At 68.1% G+C, this 23,223-nt stretch carries 20 protein-coding genes; 12 read left to right on the top strand and 8 right to left on the bottom strand.

Translation table 11 applies throughout. The features are described from left to right. Positions 1–32: 32 nt before the first annotated feature. On the bottom strand, positions 33–2,240 hold the full coding sequence (locus ACXI0D_RS05745) for a TonB-dependent receptor (protein ID WP_049446318.1): 2,208 nt from the start codon (positions 2,238–2,240) through the stop codon (positions 33–35). A 135-nt stretch (positions 2,241–2,375) separates the two neighbouring features. On the opposite strand from ACXI0D_RS05745, the gene ACXI0D_RS05740 reads away from it, so the two are divergent. Both ACXI0D_RS05740 and ACXI0D_RS05735 read left to right on the top strand, forming a co-directional pair. After that, the gene (locus ACXI0D_RS05740) at positions 2,376–2,789 is read left to right on the top strand and encodes a MerC domain-containing protein (RefSeq protein WP_008264835.1); all 414 of its coding nucleotides are present in this window, start codon (positions 2,376–2,378) and stop codon (positions 2,787–2,789) included. Between the two features lie 110 nt (positions 2,790–2,899). Next, the gene (locus ACXI0D_RS05735) at positions 2,900–3,079 is read left to right on the top strand and encodes a 30S ribosomal protein THX (RefSeq protein WP_004150462.1); all 180 of its coding nucleotides are present in this window, start codon (positions 2,900–2,902) and stop codon (positions 3,077–3,079) included. 100 nt (positions 3,080–3,179) lie between these two features. On the opposite strand, the gene ACXI0D_RS05730 is transcribed toward ACXI0D_RS05735, so the two are convergent. From ACXI0D_RS05730 to ACXI0D_RS05720, 3 genes are all read right to left on the bottom strand, one after another. Further along, positions 3,180–4,430: an alkaline phosphatase family protein gene (locus ACXI0D_RS05730; RefSeq protein ID WP_479642402.1), complete on the bottom strand. Its 1,251-nt coding sequence runs from the start codon at positions 4,428–4,430 to the stop codon at positions 3,180–3,182. A gap of 504 nt (positions 4,431–4,934) precedes the next feature. After that, positions 4,935–5,426, bottom strand: a complete 492-nt coding sequence (locus ACXI0D_RS05725; RefSeq protein ID WP_101765170.1) for a methylated-DNA--[protein]-cysteine S-methyltransferase — start codon at positions 5,424–5,426, stop codon at positions 4,935–4,937. Beyond that, positions 5,423–6,901: a DNA-3-methyladenine glycosylase 2 family protein gene (locus ACXI0D_RS05720; protein ID WP_101765171.1), complete on the bottom strand. Its 1,479-nt coding sequence runs from the start codon at positions 6,899–6,901 to the stop codon at positions 5,423–5,425. Before ACXI0D_RS05720 ends, ACXI0D_RS05725 begins: the two co-directional genes overlap by 4 nt. 429 nt (positions 6,902–7,330) lie before the next feature. On the opposite strand from ACXI0D_RS05720, the gene ACXI0D_RS05715 reads away from it, so the two are divergent. The 4 genes from ACXI0D_RS05715 (at position 7,331) to ubiM (ending at position 10,757) form a co-directional block, all read left to right on the top strand. Next, complete coding sequence (locus tag ACXI0D_RS05715; RefSeq protein ID WP_049446310.1) at positions 7,331–8,494, top strand: hypothetical protein; 1,164 nt, start codon at positions 7,331–7,333, stop codon at positions 8,492–8,494. 58 nt (positions 8,495–8,552) lie between these two features. Next, entirely contained in the window at positions 8,553–9,098 is a 546-nt protein-coding gene (locus ACXI0D_RS05710) for a DUF4019 domain-containing protein (protein WP_049446308.1), read from the top strand. An 11-nt stretch (positions 9,099–9,109) separates the two neighbouring features. Beyond that, positions 9,110–9,499 carry an MAPEG family protein gene (locus ACXI0D_RS05705; RefSeq protein ID WP_049446305.1) on the top strand — a complete coding sequence of 130 codons (390 nt, stop codon included), beginning with the start codon at positions 9,110–9,112 and terminating at the stop codon, positions 9,497–9,499. A 79-nt stretch (positions 9,500–9,578) separates the two neighbouring features. Beyond that, positions 9,579–10,757 carry a 5-demethoxyubiquinol-8 5-hydroxylase UbiM gene (gene ubiM / locus ACXI0D_RS05700; RefSeq protein WP_049446474.1) on the top strand — a complete coding sequence of 393 codons (1,179 nt, stop codon included), beginning with the start codon at positions 9,579–9,581 and terminating at the stop codon, positions 10,755–10,757. A gap of 11 nt (positions 10,758–10,768) precedes the next feature. Here the strand turns inward: ubiM and ACXI0D_RS05695 are convergent, their stop codons facing one another. Beyond that, positions 10,769–10,990, bottom strand: a complete 222-nt coding sequence (locus ACXI0D_RS05695; protein WP_014036469.1) for an RNA-binding S4 domain-containing protein — start codon at positions 10,988–10,990, stop codon at positions 10,769–10,771. Between the two features lie 266 nt (positions 10,991–11,256). Here ACXI0D_RS05695 and ACXI0D_RS05690 point away from each other — a divergent pair, with 266 nt between their 5' ends. The 6 genes from ACXI0D_RS05690 to ACXI0D_RS05665 all read left to right on the top strand — a co-directional run bounded on the left by ACXI0D_RS05690 (position 11,257) and on the right by ACXI0D_RS05665 (position 20,849). Then, positions 11,257–13,203, top strand: coding sequence for a DEAD/DEAH box helicase (locus tag ACXI0D_RS05690; protein WP_049446303.1), 1,947 nt, complete (start codon positions 11,257–11,259; stop codon positions 13,201–13,203). Between the two features lie 226 nt (positions 13,204–13,429). Then, the gene (locus ACXI0D_RS05685) at positions 13,430–15,853 is read left to right on the top strand and encodes a putative bifunctional diguanylate cyclase/phosphodiesterase (RefSeq protein ID WP_479642401.1); all 2,424 of its coding nucleotides are present in this window, start codon (positions 13,430–13,432) and stop codon (positions 15,851–15,853) included. A 109-nt stretch (positions 15,854–15,962) separates the two neighbouring features. Then, positions 15,963–17,627, top strand: a complete 1,665-nt coding sequence (locus tag ACXI0D_RS05680) for a sensor domain-containing diguanylate cyclase (RefSeq protein WP_049446299.1) — start codon at positions 15,963–15,965, stop codon at positions 17,625–17,627. A gap of 34 nt (positions 17,628–17,661) precedes the next feature. Next, positions 17,662–18,384, top strand: coding sequence for a pseudouridine synthase (locus ACXI0D_RS05675; protein ID WP_005408708.1), 723 nt, complete (start codon positions 17,662–17,664; stop codon positions 18,382–18,384). Positions 18,385–18,501: 117 nt separating this feature from the next. Continuing rightward, positions 18,502–19,572 (top strand): sensor domain-containing diguanylate cyclase, encoded by a 1,071-nt coding sequence (locus ACXI0D_RS05670; protein WP_014036474.1) that lies wholly within the window; start codon positions 18,502–18,504, stop codon positions 19,570–19,572. A gap of 116 nt (positions 19,573–19,688) precedes the next feature. Next, positions 19,689–20,849 (top strand): AAA family ATPase, encoded by a 1,161-nt coding sequence (locus ACXI0D_RS05665; protein ID WP_049446295.1) that lies wholly within the window; start codon positions 19,689–19,691, stop codon positions 20,847–20,849. Positions 20,850–20,894: 45 nt separating this feature from the next. Here ACXI0D_RS05665 and ACXI0D_RS05660 read toward each other — a convergent pair whose 3' ends face one another. The 3 genes from ACXI0D_RS05660 to ACXI0D_RS05650 are packed head-to-tail and all read right to left on the bottom strand — an operon-like array spanning position 20,895 to position 23,147. Then, positions 20,895–21,842 carry a DMT family transporter gene (locus ACXI0D_RS05660; protein ID WP_014036476.1) on the bottom strand — a complete coding sequence of 316 codons (948 nt, stop codon included), beginning with the start codon at positions 21,840–21,842 and terminating at the stop codon, positions 20,895–20,897. Between the two features lie 34 nt (positions 21,843–21,876). Beyond that, entirely contained in the window at positions 21,877–22,707 is an 831-nt protein-coding gene (locus ACXI0D_RS05655; RefSeq protein WP_049446292.1) for a DUF72 domain-containing protein, read from the bottom strand. Next, positions 22,704–23,147, bottom strand: coding sequence for a VOC family protein (locus ACXI0D_RS05650; RefSeq protein ID WP_049446290.1), 444 nt, complete (start codon positions 23,145–23,147; stop codon positions 22,704–22,706). Before ACXI0D_RS05650 ends, ACXI0D_RS05655 begins: the two co-directional genes overlap by 4 nt. Positions 23,148–23,223 lie beyond the last annotated feature (76 nt).

Below are 23,223 nucleotides of genomic sequence, written 5' to 3'. Positions count from 1 at the left end.
GTAGATCCACGCCATGCGTGGATGGAGGAGAGTCAGAAGAACGCGCGGATGCCGAATGCGACGCCGCGGCCCGGCAGCGGCGAGTAGTCGCGCAGCAGCGAGGTGTGCGGGCGCACTTCGCGGTTGGTCAGGTTGCTGCCATCCAGGAACACCTCGTAGCTGTTGCTCGCGTTGCGATCCCAGCGGTAGGCCAGGTGCGCATCGACCAGGGTGTAGCCGTTGCTCGGTTCCTCGTTCTGGGCGACGTCCTTCTGGCGGCTGTAACGCACCGCACCGACCGAGGCGCGCCAGCCGTCCTTCGACCAGCGCAGGTCGGCGCCGACGCGGGCCGGAGCGATGCGCGGCAGGTAGCCGGTATTGGCCAGTTCCACCGAGTAGTTGTGGTTGTGGTCGCCATGCGGCACGGCGATGTCCAGGTTGCGGCTGCCGCTGCCATCCAGCTTGGCCTTCACGTAGTCACCGAACAGGCGCAGATCCCAGTCACCAGCGCCGCCCTCGAACAGGTGCACCAGCGCTTCGGCCTCGGCACCGCGGAACACCGCGTCCTGCTGGGTCCACGCACGAACCGGCAGGCCCTCGGTGACGCCGGTGTCTGCCAGGTAGATGAAGTCCTTGAACTTGGTCTGGTAGACCGACGCGGAGAAGTCCAGGCGATCACTGTGGGTATGGATGCCAAGCTCGATGCGCTGGCCGCGCTCGGTCTTCAGGTTGGCGTCGCCGATTTCCAGAGAGCGGGTGGCGATGTGCGCGCCGGCGGCATACAGCTCTTCGTTGGTCGGTGCACGCTCGGAGCTGTCCACGCCGATGCGCAGGTCAACGGCATCGTTGAGCTTCCAGATGCCGGCGGCAGACAGGTTGGTAGCGCCGAAGGTGCGGCGGCGGTAGTCACCGGTCGGGTCCAGCTTGACCTGGTCGTGGCGGCCGCCCAGTTCCAGCTTGAACGGGCCGAACTGCTTTTCCTGCAGCACGAACAGGCCGATGTTCTTCGTGCCGGTATCCGGTACGAACGCCTCTTCACCCTTGGCGCCGAAATCACTGTTGCCGAACTGCAGGCCGAAGGCACCGTCCCAGCCGCCGATCTGCTGCTGCACGGCTTCGAGGCGCGCCTCGATGCCACGGTTGGTGAAGCGGGTGGACGGCGTGCCGGCCTCCAGCTCCACGTGCTCGTAGTCGGTGTAGGCCACGCGTGCGTTGATGTTCTTCAGGAACGAGACCGGGTTGTAGATGCCGGCCTTGGTCTCGAAGCGGTTCTGCACCATGTCGATGCGCACATCATGCTCGTCGCCGCCTTCCTCTTCATCGCCATGGTCGTGGCCGTGATCATGGCCATGATCATCACCATCGGCATGCACGTGCGCGCCATTGGGAATGCCGTAGTTGGTGCGGTAGGTGCTGGCCGATACGCCGAAGTAGCCGCCGTCGCCCAGCCAGGTTGCGCCGACGCCACCGGCGCGGGTGCGGATCGAACTGTTGTCGAGGCGGCCGCGGCGCGGCTCTTCGCCTTCCTCGCCCGCGTGGTCATGGTCGTGGTCGTCGTGATGGTCTTCAAGACTGTCGATCACCGCGTAGCCGGGAATGCGGTAGTCATCGCCATTGCGCACCAGGCCATCCACGTGCAGCACGACATTGCCGCTGACGCCGTCGAGGCGGAACATGCCGCTGCGTTCGTTGTTCACCGAATTGCCGCGCAGCTCGGCGCGGCCGCTGAGCGGGCGCTCCGGCAGCTCGCGCGCGATGCGGCCATCGACCACATTGACCGCACCACCGATGGCGCCGCTGCCGAACAGCAGCGTGGCCGGACCCTTCAGCACTTCGATCTGGTCGGCCAGGAACGGCTCGATGCTGGTGGCATGGTCGGCGCTGACCGTGGAGGCATCCATGTTGCCCATGCCGTTGGACAGCACGGCCACGCGCGGGCCTTCCTGGCCGCGGATGATCGGGCGGCCGACACCGGGGCCGAAGAAGGTGCTCTGCACGCCGGGCAGCTTGGCCACGGTATCGCCGAGGGTGCCGGCCTTCTGCTCGTCCAGGCGCTCACCGGCCAGCACGTCCACCGGGCGCGCCAGGGATTCGGCATCGCCCTGCAGCGGCGACGCGGTGACCTGCACCGACGACAGCTCGGTCAGGTGGCGGTCACGATGGGAGGTGTCCTGGCCGGCTGCAAAGGCGACGGACGGCAGCAGGGCGGCGAGGGCCAGGGCCAGGGAATGCGGCTTGAGCCGAGGGGTGTGGGCGGGCATGGGCAGGTCCTTTGTTACAATGTATCAATCACGGGGCGCACGAATCCCGTCGATGGGACAGGGGGAGGGAAACCGTGCGGGTCGGAGAGGGATGTTATATTATTCCATAACGATTCGCCGACCCTGCTGGAAGTCATGTCCCTGTCCTCACGCCTGCGCCACCTGCTCGACCGTTTCGGTGCCACTGGTTCGATGCTGTGCGCGGTGCACTGCGCGGTGATCCCCGTCCTGCTGGCGGCGGCGCCGTCGCTGGGCCTGTCGTTCTGGCTGAGCGATGGCGTGGAACAGGCGCTGGTGGTGTTCGTGACCCTGCTCGGGCTGTTCAGCCTGGTCTGGGGCTATCGCCGCCACGGTGCGCTGCGCGCGCTCGGCTTCCTGATCCCCGGCCTGGTCGCGCTGTGGGCCGGCGTGCTGTACGACCCGCTGCACCACAATGCGGTGCCACATGCGGTGGTGATGACCATCGGCGGCCTGCTGGTGGGCGTTGCCCACCTGGTCAACCTGCGCCTCAACCATGGCCACGTGCACGACGCAAGCTGCGCGCACTAGGCCCGCCGTGATAGGATTTCTGATCGTGCGCGGGGGCGCCCAGCAAGGCGGCCCCGCCGAACCCGTGTCAGTACGGGGTAACCAGATTTCACACTTGAGGAGTTGAAGACATGGGTAAGGGTGACCGCAAGACCGCCAAGGGCAAGCGCTACAACGCCAGCTACGGCAACGCCCGTTCGCACACCGCGAGCAAGGTCGCCGTAGGCGCCGCCGCCCCGGTTGCCAAGAAGACCGTCGCCAAGGCTCCGGCGAAGAAGGCTGTGGCGAAGAAGGCCGTCGCCAAGGCCTGATCCGGCCGACCGACCGGTCCAAGGAAAACGCGGCGCCTGGCGCCGCGTTTTTTTTGTGCCTGTCCGGCGAGCCGAGCGTGGGCTCGGCCCTGCAAACGGATCAGCGCAGCGTTTTCTTCAGCGTCTCCGCATTGCCGTCGTTCGGCGCGGCCGGAATCTGCAGCAGGTGGGCCAGCAGCGGATAGATGTCGACATTGTCGAAGCCGTCGATCACCAGGCCCTGGCGGAACGATGGGCCACTGGCCACGAACACCGCACGCATCGACGGCAGAGCATTGTCGTAACCGTGCGAGCCCCGGTCCTGGTGGACGCGCTTGGCGAGCTTCTGCTGGTGCAGCGCGTCCCAGCCTTCATCCATGTTGCAGATGATGGCCGGAATGCGCGGGTGGGTACCGTAGTGCCAGCGTGCCGGCAGGTTCTCCTTCTTCCAGCACTCGTAGTGCGCGTGGCGGCCGAGCAGGGCACGTTCGGCCTCCGCCTCACGACCGGCCACTGGCGCGAAGCCCACCGACTGGCCCTGGCTGACATTGCGTGCGATGGCCGGATCGACCATCGATTCGGTGGAAATCACCTGGCTTTCAGGCACCGATGCCATGCCGTGGTCGGATACCACGATCACATTGGTGGTGGCGGCCAGGCCGCGTTGCTGCAGGCCGTCGAGCACCTGGCCGACGATCAGATCGGCGCGTACGATCGCGTCGGCGTACTGCTTCGACCCGGGGCCGTAGTTGTGGCCGGCCTTGTCCACGTGCTCCATGTACAGCGTGGTCAGGCGGGGAGCATCGGCATCGGTCTGTGCCAGCCAGTCGAGCACGATGCCGGCGCGCTGCTCCAGCGGTTCCTTGCCGTCGTAGACGCGCCACTGGCTGGGGCGCACACCCCGGATTTCCGATTCACTGCCCGGCCACGACGTGGTGGCGGTGCGCACGCCGGCATTTTCCGCGCCGACCCAGATCGGTTCACCCCCCCACCAGCGGCTGTCGGTCACCGCTTCACGGTTGCCCAGTTCGAAGCGGCCGAGGGCTGCGTCGTCCATGCTGTTGTTGACGATGCCGTGGTGATCCGGACGCAGGCCGGTGACGATCGTGTAGTGGTTGGGGAAGGTCAGGGAAGGATAAGACGGCGTCATCCAGCGGGCGCGCACGCCGCCGTCGATCATCCGCTGCAGGTTCGGGGTGATCCCGCGGTCCAGCGCATCGGCGCGCAGGCCGTCGATGGAGATCAGCAGCAGCTTCGGCGGCGTAGCCGCGGCGACGGACGTGGGAACGGAGGCGGTAGGGGCGGGCGCAGTGGTGCAGGCAGCCAATGGCAGCAGCAGCGCCAGCGAACAGGTCAGGCGTACGGAAGTCATCTGCTCATGATAAGCCGGTGCAATGACGTACCAAAGACACGCCGCGCTATCGCGCGCCGTGTCCGCGCATTTTTCCTTATCCCCGCGCCGTCGGCGCGCCCCCTTGAACAACAAGGGGGCTTTCCACCAGACAGATTCCAGATGTCTCCATCCACGCATCGTATGGATCTACCGTGTCGACCAAGGTCGACACCTACCAGCGGCCGCGCAGTACGCCGTCCCGGCAGATCGCAGGAATCTGTCGAAGGCGGGGTGGGTCCGGTTGCGGGGGTGTCCGCGGCATGGATGCCGCGGCCGAGCCCCCAAGGGTGAGGGCGCTTTGCTTGCGAAGCACTGCTTCGCAAGCGCCCGAACGCCCAGCCGCCAGCGGCTGGGCTGGACCGCGGAGCGGGGTTTACGGCGTCCCCCGCAACTGGACCCACCGCGCCATCCCACGGAATGCTGCTGTTGCTTCGGCTGTTGCCGTTGCCTCTGCGGATGCCGGGCGCAGCCCGGCCAGCCCTCTCAGGCGAACAGCGGGGCCTGGCGCTGTTCCAGCCGCAGTAGCGCGGCCTTGGTTTCCAGGCCGCCACCGAAGCCGGTCAGCGCGCCATTGCTGCCGATCACGCGGTGGCAGGGCAGGATGATCGGCAACGGGTTGCGGCCATTGGCCGCGCCCACCGCGCGTGTCGCGCTGGGTTGTCCCAGGTGCTGCGCCAGCTGCAGGTAGCTCCAGGTCTGGCCGAACGGAATCAGTGCCAGCGCCTGCCACACGCGCAGCTGGAACGGCGTACCACGCGGCGCCAGCACAAGGTCAAAGCGGTTGCGCTCGCCGTGCAGGAACTGCAGCAGCTGCTCGCGCGCTTCCGGCAATGCATCCGGTGCGTAGTGCCAGTCATCGCGCCCGCGTGCGGGGTGGCGGTTCTCCGGGAACAGCACATGCGAAAGGCCACGCTCGTCGCCGGCGATGGTCAACACGCCGATCGGACTGTCGAAACGATCGAACAACAGGGTCATGTCGGTTCTCCAACGAAAGTGCCGGACAGGTGCCACAGGTGCAGCACGGCATAGGCGCGCCAGGGGCGCCACGGCTGCGAGCGCGCTTCGGTCGCGCGTTCGCTCAGGCGCTGGCCCTGCGCGTGGCCGAGCACCTGCTGCAGTACAAGATCGCCGGCCGGGAAGGCATCGGGCTGGCCGAGGCCACGCAGGGCGATGTACTGCGCGGTCCATGGGCCGATGCCGGGCAGTGCCACGCAGCGGGCAACAAATTCTTCCAGCGCCTGGCCGGGCCCGAAGTCGAGCTGGCCATTGGCGCAGGCGGTGGCCAATGCGCGCACGGTGGCGGCGCGGCTGCGCGGCAGGCCGATCGATTCCAGAGGCGCCTCGGCCAATACCTCGGGTGCCGGGAACTGGCGATCGAAGTCGGACGGCATGCCCGGCAGGTGCGCGCCATAGGCATCGACCAGCCGCCGCGCGAAGGTGGTGGCTGCGGCAACCGTGACCTGCTGGCCGAGCACCGCACGCACGCCGACCTCGAAGCCATCCCAGCCGCCGGGCACGCGCAGCCCGGGGCGCTCGGCGATGCCGCGCGCCAGCAGCGGTTCCTCGCCGAGCGCGGCATGCACCTGCTGCAGGTCGGCATCCAGATCGAACACGCGACGCACGCGGCGCACGATGTCCGGGATCAGGCGCGGATCCACCGCACCCAGCTGCAGGCGCAGCTCCGGGCGCTTCGGGTCTGCAGTGACACGCAGCAGGGTGGGGCGCTCCGGCGTGCCCAGCACGCGCTGGTAGCTGTCTTCGCCGATCAGTTCGATGCCGGGCAGGCTGCGCTTGCGCAGGAACGCGAGCATGCGCGGGAGGTCCAGCGGTGGACGGTAGCCCAGGCGCAGCACCAGGCCGCCATCGTCGGCGGCCAGCGGTTGATGCTGGCGGCGCAGTGCGGTGGGCGCCATGCCGCAACCCTGCAGGAACGCGGTATTGAAACGGCGCAGGCTGTTGTAGCCGGCGGCCAGCGCGACGTCGGTCACCGGTAGCGTGGTCTCGGTCAGCAGTTGCTTGGCCAGCAGCAGGCGATGGGTGGCATGGATCTGCCCCGGCGTTGCGCCCAGATGTTCGACGAACAGGCGCTGCAGCTGGCGCGCGCTGAGGCCGAGCTTCGTTGCAAGATCGGCCACCGGCTGCTCCTGCAGGAAGCCGCCGTGGATCAGGGCCAGGGCGCGCTGCACGGTCTGCCCGGCCAGTGCCTGCTGGGCCTGTGGTGCCAGCTCCGGGCGGCAGCGCAGGCACGGGCGATAGCCGGCGGCGGCGGCGGCAGCGGCGGTCGGGTAGTAGGTGATGTTGCGGGGCTTCGGGGGCGGTGCGGGGCAGACCGGGCGGCAATAGATGCCGGTGCTGCGCACGGCGGTGAAGAACACGCCGTCGAAGCGTGCGTCGCGGGCCAGGCGGGCGCGGTCGCAGGCGGCGGTGTCGAGGGCGAGGGCGGTGTCCATGGCGCCAGTCTAGGCGGGTAAGGGGGGCAATACTCGCCACATTCGGACATGGATGCTGGAGAGGGTACTGGCAGGGCTTGCAGCCCTGCACCCGCAACGTCACCGTCAACGTCTCAATCAAAAGCTGGCAGTCCGTAGGATGGGGGCGGTGTGGGCTGGCAGGACACGCCGTAAACCCGCCCATGGGGGCTCGATGGCGCCATCCATGGCGCCAACGGTCCTGCCAGCCCACATCGCCCCACCTCTGACAGTTGGTCGCTGCAGTTGGTGGGTGCCGACCGTTGGTCGGCACGCTTTGCCGTTGGCAGGTGTCGACCTTGGTCGACACACTTTTTCCCCAAGGGTCAGAAGGGGTTCAGTGCCGCGCGCTGAATGCGCGGCCTGGACGGGTAGACTGTGGCTCTTGCTCAGATGAAGACCGGTTGCCCGATGTCCGCCAAATTCCGCTGGTTGCCCCTGTTGTGCCTGGCCCTGGCGGGCTGCAGTCAGCTGGAGAATCCGGGCAATGTGACTGCTGCCGACAAGGCGGCGAGGGCACCGGCCAGCGATGGCGAGAACATGGTCTCGATCAACGCCGCCGACGCGCCGCCACCGCCGGCACCACCGCGCAGCCAGGCGGATCGGCCGTGGCCGCAGGCGCAGCTGGAAAATGGGCGTGCGTGGGTCAGTTGCAGCACGGAATATGCGGGCGATGCCGGCGACGGTGCCGAGCTGGAAGGCCTGCAGCGCGAGCAGATCACCCAGGCCCTGGCGCCGTGTGCCGAGCGTGGCCTGATGCGCGTGCGTTACGCCGGCAAGATCAATCCGGGCTTCGCCGAAATGATGTGGCGGCTGGCGGTGGTCGCTGACGAGCAGAAGATCCACAAGCGCATCCTCGATCTGGACTCCAGCGGCGGCCAGGTGGAGTCGGCGATCGTTGCCGGTGACAGCATCGGTGAATCGGGCTGGACCATCTGGGTGCGCGAAGGCTCGATCTGCCACAGCGCCTGCGTGTTCGTGCTGGCCGCTGGTGACAACCGCCTGCTGTCGGGCAAGGTCGGCATCCACCGCATGATGCGCATCAGCTCCAAGGCCACCTCGCGCGCGGAACTCAACCGCGAACTGCACGAGGTCTACGACAACGTGAAGGATTACCTGCAGCGCAATGGCGTGGCGGTGGGCGTGGCCGATCTGATGATGACCGTGCCCAACCGCAGCCTGCGCCTGCTGACGCCGGATGAGCTGCGCCAGTACGGCCTGGATGGCACCAACGCGGTGCAGGACGATCTGGAACGGATCAAGCAGATGCGCGCCTGCGGCGATGACTTCGTGCAGCGCAAGGATGCGTTCCTGATCGCCTTCGACCAGCAGTGCAAGCGCGAAGGCGCCGACATGGAATCGATCAACAGCTGTGGCCAGGCCCTGAAGCAGCGCTTCGGCTTCCCGGATGCGGTATGCCCGGAAGAAAGCCCGCTGTCGGAAATCGATGTGGCGACGCTGCCACCGGCACCGTCCGAGCCGCCGCCGGTGGCCGAACAGGCCCCGACCGCAACCGGCACGCCGGCCGCGCAGGCCGACGCCGCAGTGGTGGAAGGCAGCGCCCACGCGCGCTGACGAACGGCTCACCGCGCTGGCGTAGACTGCGGTTCTTTTCCGAGAACCGGCGGTGTCCATGAAGCGCGTGCTCCTGCTGCTGTCCCTGCTGCCCCTGACCGTATTGGCGCAGGCGCCTGCGCCGGCCACGCCTGCACCGGCTCCGGCACGCCCGGCCCCTGCCTCGCCAGCGGCCGCGAAGCCCGCTACCGCCGGTTCCCCTGCGTTGACCGCTGCGCAGCAGGCGCAGGTGCAGAAACAGGACGCGGAAATGGGCGCGGCCGCAGTGAAGGCAGCGCAGCTGGTCGATGCCAACCGCGCCGGCGAATTGTGGGATGGCGCCTCCGCCGTCGCGCGCCGTGCAGTACCGAAGGCCGCCTTCGTCAGCCAGCTGACCACCGAGCGCACGCGCCTGGGGGCGCTGGCTGGGCGTGGCCAACCGACCATCACCCGGGTCAAGTACAGCGCCGGTGCCGCGGTGCCGGAAGGGCTGTACATCAACGTCAGCTTCCCGACCCGTTTCGCCAACAGCGCGCAGCCGGTACGTGAGCTGGTGTCATTCCGTTTCGACGAGGACCAGGTGTGGCGCCTGGCCGGTTACAGCCTGCGTGCGTCGGCACCCTGAGGAGATGAACGATGGCAACTGAACTGACGATGCTGGCCTGGTCGGTGCTGCTGGGCTTCGTCTACATCTTCGCCACCTCCACCGTGGTCACCCGCGAGCGCGGGATGAAGTGGAATGCCTCGGCACGGGATGGCGACGCAAAACCGGTCAGCCCGCTGGCCGGTCGCCTGCAGCGTGCGCAGGCCAACTTCCTGGAAACCTTCCCGTTCTTCGCTGCGGCTGCGATCGCGGTGGTGCTGGCCGGGCGCGGCAACGACACCACGGCGCTGGCCGCGCAGGCCTACTTCTGGGCGCGCGTGGCCTACCTGCCGCTGTATGCCGCAGGCGTGCCCTATGTGCGCAGCCTGGTCTGGGCGGTGTCGCTGCTGTCGATCCTGGCGCTGGTGTTCGCGTTGTTGTGATCACGACCTGATCCAGATCAAGGCTGGTCAGGTGCGTGGCGCTATGCTGCCCGGACTGGATCATTGGCGGGAGGCGCGCATGCGCAGGATGGACGTGGTGGTGGTCGGCGCCGGACCGGCGGGTCTGTGTTTCGCGCGTGCGCTGGCCGGCAGCGGTCTGCAGGTCGGGCTGGTTGAAGTGCAGCCGCGCCAGGCCCTGGCCGAGGCCGCCTTCGATGGGCGCGAGATCGCGTTGACCCATGCCTCACGACAGAGCATGGAACAGCTGGGGTTGTGGCAGCGCCTGCCGCACGCCGAAGTCGCTGAACTGCGCGATGCCAAGGTGATGAACGGCGGATCGCCATTCGCGCTGACCTTCGCCAGCAGCCAGGTCGATGGCCAGCCGCTGGGCTGGCTGGTGCCCAACCATCTGATCCGTCGCGCCGCGTGGGATGCCGTACAGGGCCAGGACGGCCTGGAACTGTTCGACGGGCGCAAGGTACAGGGCGTGCAGGCCGATGCGCAGGGCCATGTGGTCAAGCTCGATGACGGCAGCCAACTGCACGCGCGCCTGCTGGTCGCCGCCGACAGCCGCTTCTCCGCCACCCGCCGCATGCTTGGCATCGGTGCGCAGATGCGCGACTTCGGCAAGTCGATGCTGGTGTGCCGCATGCAGGTCGAGCGCGACCATCACCACACCGCGTGGGAGTGGTTCGGCTACGGCCGCACCATGGCGCTGCTGCCGCTCAACGAGGGCCAGGCGTCGGCGGTGATCACGCTGCCACCGCGGCAGATCGAAGAGCTGCTGGCGATGGACGAGGTGGCTTTCGGTGAGGCCATCAGTGCCTGCTTCGAACACCGCCTGGGCCGGATGCAGCCGGTGGCCACGCCGCAGGCGTATCCGCTGGTGGGGGTGTACGCGCATCGCTTCGTCGGCGAGCGTTCGGCGCTGATCGGTGATGCCGCGGTGGGCATGCACCCGGTCACCGCGCATGGCTTCAACCTGGGCCTGGCCAGCGCACAGCGGCTGGCGCAGGGCATCGTCGCGCAGCAGCGCCGTGGCGCCGACATTGCCGCCGCCGGCATGCTGGCCAGCTACCAGCGCGGTCATCGGCTGGCATCGCGTCCGTTGTACGAAGCCACCAATGCGATCGCCAGCCTGTACACCGACGACCGCCGCCCGGCGCGCCTGCTGCGTGCGGCCGGCCTGCGCCTGGCGCAGGGGGTGGCACCGTTCAGGCAGCTGATCGCCTCGCACCTGACCCAGCGCGTGGCCTGAACAGCTTCAGATCAGCCGGCAGCCAGCACCCGGATCTGGCTGTCGGCGAATTCGACCACCTGGCCTGCGCGGATCTTGCAGGCCTTGCGCAGTTCGACTTCGCCGTCGACCCGTACCTGGCCCTCGCTGATGACCATCTTGGCCTCGCCGCCACTGGTGACCAGGTCGGCCAGCTTGAGCAGCTGCTTGAGTTCGACGTAGTCACCGTCGAGGTCGAATTCGAGAATCTGCATGGAGCGGGGTTCCTGGGAAGAGGGCGCAGGCCAGCGGCCGGGCCGGAAAGAGGGCGCGTATTGTGCGCCAGCACGGGGCAGGACGGCACGCGCACGCAAAGCTGTATGCGTTGTTCAGGATCAATGCGGTATCATTCCGCTCTGAGCGAGTGAAATCTCCTCCGACCGAGCAGCGCCAGGGCACGCGATAAGAAGGGCGCCCAAAGCGCGGACCATCCCTTTTTTATCGCACTGCCAGGAAGACGGCAGTGCCTTCGGAGTTCCCCATGTCCCAAGATTCCCAAGCGCCGCTGCAGTTTGCGCAGCTCGGCCTGTCCGAGTCCGTGATGCAGGCGGTCACCGCCATCGGCTACGAAACCCCGTCGCCGATCCAGGCCGCCACCATCCCGGCGATGCTGGAAGGCCGCGACGTGCTGGGCCAGGCCCAGACCGGTACCGGCAAGACCGCTGCCTTTGCACTGCCGGTACTGTCCAACATCGACCTGCAGCAGATCAAGCCCCAGGCGCTGATCCTGGCGCCGACCCGCGAACTGGCCATCCAGGTCGCCGAGGCGTTCCAGTCCTATTCGTCGAAGATCCCGGGCTTCCGCGTGCTGCCGGTGTACGGCGGCCAGCCGTACGGCCAGCAGCTGTCGGCGCTGCGTCGTGGCGTGCATATCGTGGTCGGTACCCCCGGCCGCGTGATCGACCACCTGGACCGCAGCACCCTGGACCTGTCCGAGCTGAAGACCCTGGTGCTGGACGAAGCCGATGAAATGCTGCGCATGGGCTTCATCGACGACGTCGAAGCCGTGCTGAAGAAGCTGCCGGAGCAGCGCCAGGTGGCCCTGTTCTCGGCCACCATGCCGCCGCAGATCCGCCGCATCGCGCAGACCTACCTGCAGGACCCGGTGGAAGTGACCATCGCGGCCAAGACCACCACCTCGGCCAACATCCGCCAGCGCTACTGGTGGGTGAGCGGCATGCACAAGCTGGACGCGCTGACCCGCATCTTGGAAGTCGAGCCGTTCGACGCGATGATCATCTTCGCGCGTACCAAGGCCGGCACCGAAGAACTGGCCAGCAAGCTGCAGGCCCGTGGCCTGGCCGCTGCCGCCATCAACGGTGACATGCAGCAGGCCCAGCGTGAGCGCACCATCGCCATGCTGAAGGAAGGCAAGCTGGACATCCTGGTCGCCACCGATGTGGCTGCCCGCGGCCTGGACGTGGAGCGCATCAGCCACGTGCTGAACTACGACATCCCGTACGACACCGAAAGCTACGTGCACCGCATCGGCCGTACCGGCCGTGCCGGCCGCAGCGGCGAGGCGATCCTGTTCGCCACCCCGCGCGAGAAGGGCATGCTGCGCCAGATCGAGCGCGCCACCCGCCAGCCGATCGAAGAGATGCAGCTGCCGAGCGTGGAAGCGGTCAACGACACCCGCATCAACAAGTTCACCTCGCGCATCAGCGAAACCCTCGGCGCCGGCGGCCTGGACTTCTACCGCCAGCTGCTGGAGCGCTTCGAGAACGAGCAGAACGTGCCGGCCATCGAAGTGGCCGCTGCGCTGGCCAAGATGCTGCAGGGTGACACCCCGTTCCTGCTGCAGCCGCCGGTGCGTGCCCCGCGTGAAGAGCGTGCGCCGCGTGAACGCTTCGACCGTGGCGACCGCCCGGAACGTGGCGATCGCTTCGACCGCAACGAGCGTGGTCCGCGCTTCGAGCGTGGCCCGCGCCGTGATGACGCTGAAGGTGGTTTCGAGCAGCGTCCGCGCCGCGAGGTTCCGCCGCGTGGTGCGCCGGAGCAGGGCATGGAGACCTACCGCATTTCGGTCGGCCACCAGCACGGCGTGAAGCCGGCCAACATCGTCGGCGCCATCGCCAACGAAGCCGGCCTGGAAAGCCGCTTCATCGGCCGCATCGACATCCACGATGACTTCTCGCTGCTGGACCTGCCGGCACAGATGCCGCCGGACGTGCTGTCGCACCTGCAGAAGGTCTGGGTGTCGGGCCAGCAGCTGCAGATGCGTGCGCTGGCTCCGGGTGAAGACACCAACCCGGCCCCGCGTCCGTTCAAGCCGCGCTTCGACAAGCGTGGTCCGGGCGGCCCGGGTGGCCCGCGTCGCGGTGGCCCGGGCGGTCCGGGTGGCCACGGTGGCGAGCGCGGCGGTGACCGCGACAGCCGCCCGCCGCGTCGTGACGGCTTCAAGCCGCGTGGCCCGCGCAGCTACTGAGCGGCAACGTAGCCATGACAACGCCAGCCTTCGGGCTGGCGTTGTCCGTTCCGGGGCCGGAAAAGGGGACGGAGGGGATTAAGTCGTATATGGCAGGCCACGTGCTTATGCTGAAAACGACTTAATCCCCTCCGTCCCCTTTTTCGCATGGTCAACACATTGCCGGCCCTAGGCTGAGCCGGTTCCAAGGGAGGTTGTCACCGCAGCACATTCGGGGGGATCCGGGATGGGTAGGAGTGGCACGGACCAACAGAGCCGGCGGGTACCGATGACCCGCGGCCTGGGACTGCGATTTGCGTTGTTGACGGGCATGGCGATTGGATTGGTCGCACTGTCCGCCTTGATCCAGGAACTGCAGGCGGCCTCCACCGCCTGGATCGCCGGCCAGGGCTACTGGTCGCGTGGTCAGCAGGATGCGACCGCCGCACTCAGCCGCTATCTGGCGCGGGGGGATGCCCAGGACCTGGACGACGCACGCCAGGCCCTGCAGGTGCCATTGGGCGATCTGCAGGCGCGGTTGGCGCTGGAACAGGCCGAGCCGGACGAAGCCAAGGCCAGGCAGGGCTTCCTGCAGGGCGGCAACGCGCGCGCCGATATCCCGCGCCTGGTGTTCTCGTTCCGCTATGCACGCGATATCGGTGCCTTCCGCGAAGCAACCGCGCTGTGGCGGAAGACCGACGGCGACCTGATGGCGGTGCAGCGCCTGATCGATGAGTTGCAGCTGCGGCACGACAGTGGCCCGGTGCCGACCGCCGCGCGTGACCGCTACCTGCAGCAACTGGGTGACCTTGATCGGCGGATGCAGGTGCAGAGCCAGGCGTTCTCGCAGGCGCTGCTGCGGATGGCGACGCTGGTGAGGCTGGCCACGTTGATGGTTGCGGGCCTGTCGGTGCTGGCGATCAGCCTGATGGCGGTCGCGCTGGCGCGTCGCGTCGGCAAGGACCTGACCGAACACGAGAGCCGTTTCCGCGCTGCGTTCTACCAGGCCAACGTCGGCATGCTCAAGCTCGATACCGAAGGCAAGGTGGTCGAGGCCAACCAGGCGATGGCCGATATCCTCGATCACCGTCGTGACATGCTGCTGCAGCTGTCACTGGGCGACCTGCTGATGGACGGTGAACTGGTCATCGATGGGGTGGGGCGCATCGATTGGGACCGCCAGCTGCGGCCGAGCGAACTGCGCTTCCGCCGTCGCGATGGCAGCCTGGTCTGGGGCCGCTGGAGCGGCACCGGCGTGCGCAGCACCGGCGGTGGCCTGTCGGTGTTCGCGATCATCGAGGACGTCAGCCAGAACCATGCACTGGCGCGCGAGATCGAACACCACGCCAGCCATGATCCGCTGACCGGCCTGATCAACCGCCGCGAGATCGAGCGGCTGCTGGAGCGCGCGCTGCTGCAGGTGCGCAGCGAGGGCGGCACGCACGCGCTGTGCTACATCAACCTGGACCATTTCAAGCTGGTCAACGACAGCTTCGGCCACGCCGCCGGCGACCAGATGCTGCGCAGCTTCGCCGACTATCTGGTGGCGGCGGTGCGCGATGGCGACTGGGTGGGACGGCTGGGCGCGGACGAGTTCGCGGTGTTCCTTGCCCATGCCGGGCAGGACGAGGCCAAGCGCGTGCTGCAGCGGGTGATCCGCAACCTGGGCCAGGCGACGTTCCCGGTCAGCGAGGGCAGCCCGCAGCTGAGCTGCAGCATCGGCGTGGTCGAGGTCAGCGCCGAGGCACCGGATGTGAACTGGCTGATGAGCGCCGCTGACAGCGCGTGCTATGCGGCCAAGCAGGCCGGCCGCAACCGCGTGCACTGCTTCAACGAGAACCGCATGGCGCTGGAGGAACGGCGCCTGGAAGCCGAACGCCTGCAGGGCGTCAGCCTGGCCATGGCCGAGAACCGCATGGTGCTGTATGCGCAGCGCATCGCCCGCGTCGGCGATCCCGCGTACCTGCACTATGAGGTGCTGGTGCGCATGCGTGGCAGCGATGGCAGCCTGCACCTGCCGGGCCAGTTCATGCCGGCGGTGGAGCGCTATGGCATGGCCGTGGCGCTGGACCGGCACGTGCTCGGCCTGCTGTTCCGGCATCTGCAGGTGTGCCCGGCACACGTCCGGCAGCTGGGCCTGTGCAACGTCAACGTCTCGGCGCAGTCGATCGCCGAGCCGGGCTTCCTCGCCTTCGTCTGCGACCTGCTGGAGCGCAACCGCGCAGTGGCCTCCAAGCTGTGCTTCGAAATCACCGAGACCGCTGCGATCAGCAACCTCAGCCAGGCGCGTGCCTTCATCGATGCGGTGAAGGCGCGTGGCTGCCGGATGGCGTTGGACGATTTCGGCTCCGGGCTGTCCTCGTTCGGCTACCTGCGCCAGCTGCCGGCCGACATCCTGAAGATCGACGGGGCCTTCGTGCGTGACATGGATACCGATCCGGTCAGCCACGCCACCGTGCGCGCGATCACTGAACTGGGGCGCGAGCTGCAGATGGAGGTGGTGGCCGAATGGGTGGAGACCGCCGACGTCGCCGCCGCGCTGACCCGGCTCGGGGTGCAGGGCCTGCAGGGCTATGCGGTCGAGCGGCCGCAGCCGCTGGAGCGGATGACCCTGAGTGACCTGAGGCCGGTCCGCCTGGTGGCGGTGAAGGGGCCTCCCGCCGCAGGCTGAACGTGCGTCGGCGACTTTGGTCTACACGTGCGCTGCAGCCGCGGCTGCGATAATGCCCGGCAGGGGCGACGCGCAGTGGGCGCGGGCGTAAGCAGGAACAGGACGTGGCGTGGGCGGCAGGCAGTGGCAGTACGGAACAGGAGCGGTGCTGGTCGTGCTGCTGGTGTGGTTGGCAACGCCGTGGCCGCTGTCGGCGGCGGTAGCCGAAGCCGGGCGTGATTACCTGCTGGTCGGTGCGGCCACCGATGAACCCACCCCGCATCGCGCTTGCACGCCGGAGATGCTGGCGGGGCCACGACAGCAGGTGCAGGTGTCCGCGCCAGCGGACGGCTGGTCGGGCCAGCCGCAGGCACTGGACGTGTTCAACGTGTTTGCCGGCGAAGTCCGCGTGCAGCACGGTGATCGCGAAATCTGCGGCAACATGCACGATGCCCGTACCCGTGATTCCCGGTTCCGCGCAGGCATCGGCCTGGTCGCGGTGCCGCCGGCCGGCAGCAATGAACCGTTCCTGGTGTCATGGCAGACGCCGCTGAAGGCGCGCTGGGTGCCGACCCTGCGGCTGGGGGCGCCCAGCCCCGTGCAGCAGAACGATACCGCCCGCCTGCTGGTGCGCGCGGCCTGCATCGCCGTGGCGATCGCGCTGGCCTTGTCGGCCCTGATGGCCTTCCTCACCACCCGCGACCGCAGCTTCCTGGTCTACATCGCCGGTACCACCGTGCTGGTGCTGTGGCAGGCCATCCTCGGTGGCCTCAGCGGCTACCCGGAGCCGTGGCTGCCGGTGGGCGAGCGCGGTGCCTGGTGGCTGCTGTCGTTGACCGCGGCGTCGCAGGCATTGGTGCTGCCGGCACTGTGGCGTCTGAACGGTGGCGACCGCCTGCTGCCGCGATCGCGCCCGGTGCAGCTGCTGGCGCTGTGGGGATTGCTGGCGCTGGCCGCATGGGTGCCCTGGCTGCAGTGGAACAGCCTGGCCTGGGTGGCGCAGGGCCTGCAGGTCTCCTACCTGCTGGGCTGTGGCCTGGCATTGATGGTCGGGGTATGGGCACGGCTGCGCGGTGACCGCTGGGCGCAGGCGGGGCTGGCAGCGCTGGCACCGATGCTGGTGTTGATCCTGGCCGATGCCTGCCGCGCTAAGTGGTTGCTGGAGTACCGCGTGGAGGCACTGCAGCTGTCGGTGACCTGGCTGCTGATGATGGCCGCCTATGCGCTGAACCAGCGGCTGGGCCGCCTGCGACAGCAGCGCGATGAACTGCGCCAGCTGGCCGAAACCGATGGCCTGACCGGGCTGCCCAACCGCCGTGCCGGGCTGCAGCAGCTGGCCCGGCATCTGGAACGGGTCGATCGCGAGCGCGGCCCGCTGGTGATCGGTTTCCTCGACATCGATCTGTTCAAGGACATCAATGACCGCCATGGCCACGCCGTGGGCGACCAGGTGCTGGTGGCGGTGGCACGTGCATTGCGTGCTGCGGTACGCAGCCAGGACCAGGTGGTGCGGATGGGCGGCGAGGAGTTCCTGCTGCTGATGCCGGGCATGCCGCGGGAGGCGGCGTCGGCGCGCCTGGATCGCCTGCGCCAGCACATCACCGAGGCGGCCCGGGCGCTGCAGGTACCCGGCCTGGAGGTGACCGCCAGCATCGGCCTGGCGCAGTGGCGGCCGGGCGAGGACGACCTGGCTGCGCTGTTGCGCCGGGCCGACCACGCCATGTACGTGGCCAAGCGTGCCGGCCGCAACCGGGTATTCGACGGCGAAGAGCTCGATCCACCCGGCCTGGCATGAAGCGCTGCGGGCGGCGATGCCGGATAATAGGCCGATGACCACCCGACTCAACAAACATATCGCCGACACCGGCTTCTGCTCCCGCCGCGAGGCCGATCGCCTGATCGCCGCCCGCCGGGTCACCGTCAACGGCCATCCGGCCGGCACCGGCGCGGTGGTGGGCGAGGAAGACCAGGTGCTGGTCGACGGCCAGCCGCTGCGCGCGCGCGTGGCCCGCAAGCCCGGTGCCCGCCGCCACGTCTACATCGCGCTGAACAAGCCGGTCGGCGTCACCTGCACGACCGAGACCTCGGTCAAGGGCAACATCGTCGACTTCGTCGGCCATGAACAGCGCATCTTCCCGATCGGGCGCCTGGACAAGGAATCCGAAGGCCTGATCCTGATGACCAGCAACGGCGACATCGTCAACCAGATCCTGCGCGCCGAGAACGGCCACCAGAAGGAGTACCTGGTGGCGGTGAACAAGCCGGTCACCGACGAGTTCCTGCGTGGCATGGCCCGTGGCGTCCGCATCCACGACCAGATGACGCTGCCGTGCAAGACCTCGCGCATCGCCAAGTTCGGTTTCCGCATCACCCTGCAGCAGGGCCTGAACCGGCAGATCCGCCTGATGGCGGCCGAGTTCGGCTACCGCGTGACCCAGCTGCGCCGCGTGCGCATCGACAACATCAAGATCGGTGCGCTGAAGCCGGGCCAGTGGCGCAACCTGACCGAGCAGGAGCTGCAGGGCCTGCTGCCGAAGCAGCTGGACTGGTAAACGGCTTCTGTAGAGCCGAGCCCATGCTCGGCTGCTCTTTTGTCCGGGTGCAGCCGAGCATGGGCTCGGCTCTACATCGGCTAGACTTCGCGGTGACCTGCCGGAACGTGACGCTGCATGATCAAGCCCGACAAGCCTGCCAATGAAGCCCTTCGGCTTGAGGCGCTGTACCGCTACCGGATCCTCGACTCGGAGCGTGAAAAATCCTTCGACGACCTGGTGGTGATCGCCAAGGCGGTCTGCGGCACCTCGATGGCGGCGGTGACCCTGATCGATGTCGAGCGGCAATGGTTCAAGTCGATCCAGGGCATCGATGCGGCGGAAAACCTGCGCAGCGAATCGATGTGCGGCCACGCGATCCTGCAACCGCAGCAGGTCATGGTGGTCGAGGACGCGTTGCAGGACATCCGCTTCCACGACAACCCGGTGGTGACCGGCGACCCGCACATCCGCTTCTATGCGGGCGCGCCACTGATCAGCTCAGATGGCCTGCCGCTGGGCACGCTGTGCGTATTCGATGCGCAGCCGCAGCACCTGGCCAGCGACAAGGCCGAAGCGCTGGCCGCGCTGTCGCGGCAGGTGATGCTGGTGATGGAACTGCGCCGCTTCGCGCTCGACATCCAGAAACACATGCTGGAGCGCGATGACTACGAGCGCCTGCTGTCGGAGTACCAGGACGTGCTGCTGGCGCAGAATGCGGACCTGGCCGAGCAGAGCCGCACCGATGCGTTGACCGGCCTGCCGAACCGCCGTGCGATGGCGGCGGCGCTGGAAGAGGCGGTGGCGGTGAACGGAGACCAGCCCGGTGTGGCCTGCGTCGCACTGCTGGACATCGACCATTTCAAGCACATCAACGATTTCCAGGGCCACGCCACCGGCGACCGCGTGCTGGCCGAACTGGGCGTGCTGCTGCGTTCCCATTTCGCCGGTCGCGGCATGGCCGCGCGCTATGGTGGCGAGGAATTCGTGGCGGTGATGCCGGCTACCGACCTGCACACCGCCGAACTGCAGTGCGAGTTCCTGCGCCTGGCGGTGGCTGACCTGCCGCTGGGATTCCCGGTCACGATCAGTATTGGTGTGGCCCAGCATCAGCCTGGTGAAAGCGTGGATGACACGCTGGCACGTGCCGACAAGGCGCTGTACCGGGCCAAGGGCAATGGCCGCAACCGGGTGGAACGGGCGGGCTGAAGCACCCCCAGGTAGATCCACGCCATGCGTGGATGCTGTTTCCGATTCACATTGCGTCGCAGTTCCTGCGATCAGAACCGGGCAGCATGACCTCTCTGTTTCCCCGGACACCGACCATGCTGCAGACCCTGGCCATCACCCACTATCGCTCGCTGCACGGGCTGGTACTGCCGCTGCAGCAGTTGAATGTGGTGACCGGTGACAACGGCAGTGGCAAGTCCAGCCTGTACCGCGCGCTGCGCCTGCTGGCGGAGACCGCGCAGGGCGGCGTCGCGGCGGTGCTGGCCCGCGAAGGCGGGCTGGGTTCGGCGCTGTGGGCGGGCCCGGAAAAAATGGACCGTCGGGTTGCTGTCGGCGAGATCCCCCTGCAGGGCGGCCCACGCCAGGAATCGGTGGGATTGAAGCTGGGCTTTACCACTGACGAATTCGGCTACGCCATCGATCTGGGCTACCCGCCGCCCAGTCGATCGGCCTTCGCATTGGACCCGCAGATCAAGGCCGAAGCGATCTGGGCGGGCCCGTTCCTGCGCAGCGCCAACCTGCTGGTCGACCGCCGTGGGGCGATGGTGCGGCAACGCCATGCGCGCGGCTGGGATCTTGTGGATGACCGGTTGTCGCTGTTCGACAGCCTGTTCACCCAGGTCGGCGATCCGCAGCGCATGCCGGAAACCATCGCCCTGCGCGAGTACATCCGCCGTTGGCGCTTCTACGATCATTTCCGCAGCGATGCCGATGCGCCGGCGCGGCAGCCGGCGATGGCCACGCGCACGCCGGTGCTGCATCACGATGGCCGTGATCTGGCCGCGGCCTGGGTCACCATCCTCGAGATCGGTGACCCGGTTGCGTTGGCACGCAGTGTCGACGATGCGTTCCCGGGCGCCTCGGTCGGCTTCGAGGAACTGGATGGCCGGTTGGCGTTGCGTTTCCACCAGCCCGGGCTGCTGCGGCCGTTGTCGATGGCCGAACTGTCCGACGGCACGCTGCGCTTCCTGCTGCTTGCCGCCGCGCTGCACACGCCGCGTCCGCCGCCGCTGCTTGTGCTCAACGAGCCGGAGACCAGCCTGCACCCGGACCTGCTGCCGGCGCTGGCACGGCTGATCATCGCGGCCAGTGCGCGCAGCCAGGTCTGGGTGGTGTCACATGCCAGTCGCCTGATCGCAGCACTGGAGCAGGCGCCCGGGTGCCATTCGCTGCATCTGCACAAGGAACACGGCCGCACGTTGCTGAGCGGGCAGGGCCTGCTGGATGCCCCGGCATGGCACTGGCCGCAGCGTTGATACGGCCATCCACGCCCGGTAGATCCACGCCATGCGTGGATGCACTCAATCGGCGATGTTGCGCGCCTCGGCCGTACCGAGGATCTCCGGGTGCTGCACCGGCTTGCGGCGGTTCAGCAGCGGATGCAGGAACACGGCGCCGACGATGATCGCCACGCCCAGGTAGAACCACGGGGTGACTTCGTGCTGCTCGCGCAGCAGCACCACCGCCAGCAGCACCGCATAGACCGGCTCCAGGTTGGTCACCAGCTGCACCGTGTAGGCGCTCAGGTGGCGCAGTGCGACCAGCGCCAGGGCGAACGGCAGCAGCGTGCAGAACCCGGCCAGCACCAGCAGCAGGATGCCGTCGTGCAGGTCCGGCACCACCCACAGCGGGCTGGCCAGCGCAGGCAGCAGGTAGGGCATCAACGGCGCCAGCAGGGTCAGGGTGAGGGTGCCCGCGCCCAGCTCCAGCGCGGTGACCGTGAGCGGATCGGCGTGGCTGACCATGCGCTTGTTGAGTGAGCCGAACACCGCTACCAGCAATGCCGAGATCGCGCCGATCAACACGCCCAGGCGCATGCCATCGGGCACGCCACCGACCACCAGTGCCACGCCCGGCAGCACGGCCAGGCCGAAGGCGAGTTCACGCAGCTGGAACGGCCGCTTGGCCACCCAGGGTTCGATGATCGAGGTGAACACCGGCGCTAGTGCGATGCAGGTGGCGGCCACCGAGGCATTGGCCAGCTTCACCGCACCGTAGAACGTCAGCCAGTGCAGGGCGACCAGGGCGCCGATGCCGGCATAACCGGCCACCAGCCGCAGCGGCAGCGTACGCAGTCCGCGCCAGACCCGCGGCAGCAGGGCCAGCATCGCTGTTACCAGCAGCATGCGCCACCACACCAGCGGCAGCGCGGGCAGGGTGATCAGCTTGCCGAGGATGGCGGTGACGCCCCACAGCAGGACACAGAAATGGATCTGCCACAGCGCTTTGCGGGTGTCGGGTGTGCTCATCCGCCTATTGTGAGGCAAGGCGATGACCGCAGCGCTATCCGCGTGAGGAATTGCGGGGGGCGTCCACCTGCCGCTGCAGGGCCATCGCCGCCGCCGGGTTGCGTGCCTTGCCTGCGCCGATGCACAGCAGGTAGACCTCGCGCGGGGTTCCCGGGGCCGCCCCGGCCAGGCAGGGCAGGTCATCCACCGGCTCGCCGCGTGACCAGCGCAGGGCACGTTCGGCCCAGCGCTGCTGCAGCGGCGCTGGCAGGCCTTCGTTCAAGCGGGCCTGGCTGCGCTTGATCCGCGCGTAGACGAAGCTGGCACTGACATCACCGTGCAGGGGCGCCTCGTCGCTGTCCTCGATCACCAGCGCCACGCCGTGTCGGCGCGCGGCGGCGACCAGCGCCGGGCCATGTGCCCCGGCGTTGCGCACCTCCAGCGCGTGCTGCAGTGGTACGCCCTGCAGCTGCTGCGGCAACTGCGCCATCAGCGCGCCCAATGCATCGGCGTCGGCCGGATGGCGCGGATCGAACTGCCACAGCAACGGGCCGAGCCGGTCACCGAGCGCCAACGCCGCCTCGAGGAACGGTGCGGCGGCCTCCACGGTGCTGGACAGGTCGCGGCGCTGCACCAGGTAGCGCGGCGCCTTCATCGAGAAGCGGAAACCGCCGGGTGTCTGTGCAGCCCATTGCGCGCACTGGGCCGCAGTGGGCGTGCGGTAGAACGTGCCGTTGATCTCGATGCAGCGCAGGGCGCGGCTGGCATGGGCCAGTTCCTCGCGCTGCGGCAGGCCTGCGGGATAGAACACACCGCCGCGCCATTCGGGAAACACCCAGCCGCCGATGCCGCAGCGGATGGCCGCCTGGCCGGCAGCTGTGGTCATTGGCCGTGGTCCGCGCGCCACGGATCGTAGCTGCCGAACCACCACAGGTAGCCTTCCGGGTCGGCGCAGGCGTAGCCACGGCCGCCGTAGTCCTGGTCGGCGATGTCGATGACGATGCGCGCGCCGGCAGCCTTGGCCCGGGCATAGTGCGCATCGGCATCGGTGACGATCACGCAGGCGCTCTGGGTCTGGCGTCCGCCGACCTCGTCAGGCATCACGGCATGCTGGTTCCACTCGCTTTCCTTGTTGACCGAACCGAGCATGATCATGCCGTGGCCGAAAGTGAGCTGCGCATGGAAGACCGTATCGCCATCGGCGTAGACGGCCTGGGCATGGAAGCCGAAGGCGCGCTGCAGCCAGTCGATGGCGGCCTGCGCGTCGCGGTAGCGCAGGCACGGAATGATGGTGGAGCCGCTGCTGGGTTGGCCGTTCTCGCCCATGACACCCCTCCTATGGCACAGGGCAGGGTGCGCCGCGGACCGTTACCATCCCGCGAAACCCCGGTGACGGCCTGCA

This window comes from Stenotrophomonas sp. C9D9 (genome assembly GCF_056491205.1).
The sequence above is the reverse complement of the archived record's forward strand: the minus strand, read 5'-3'. Positions and strand labels throughout refer to the sequence as shown.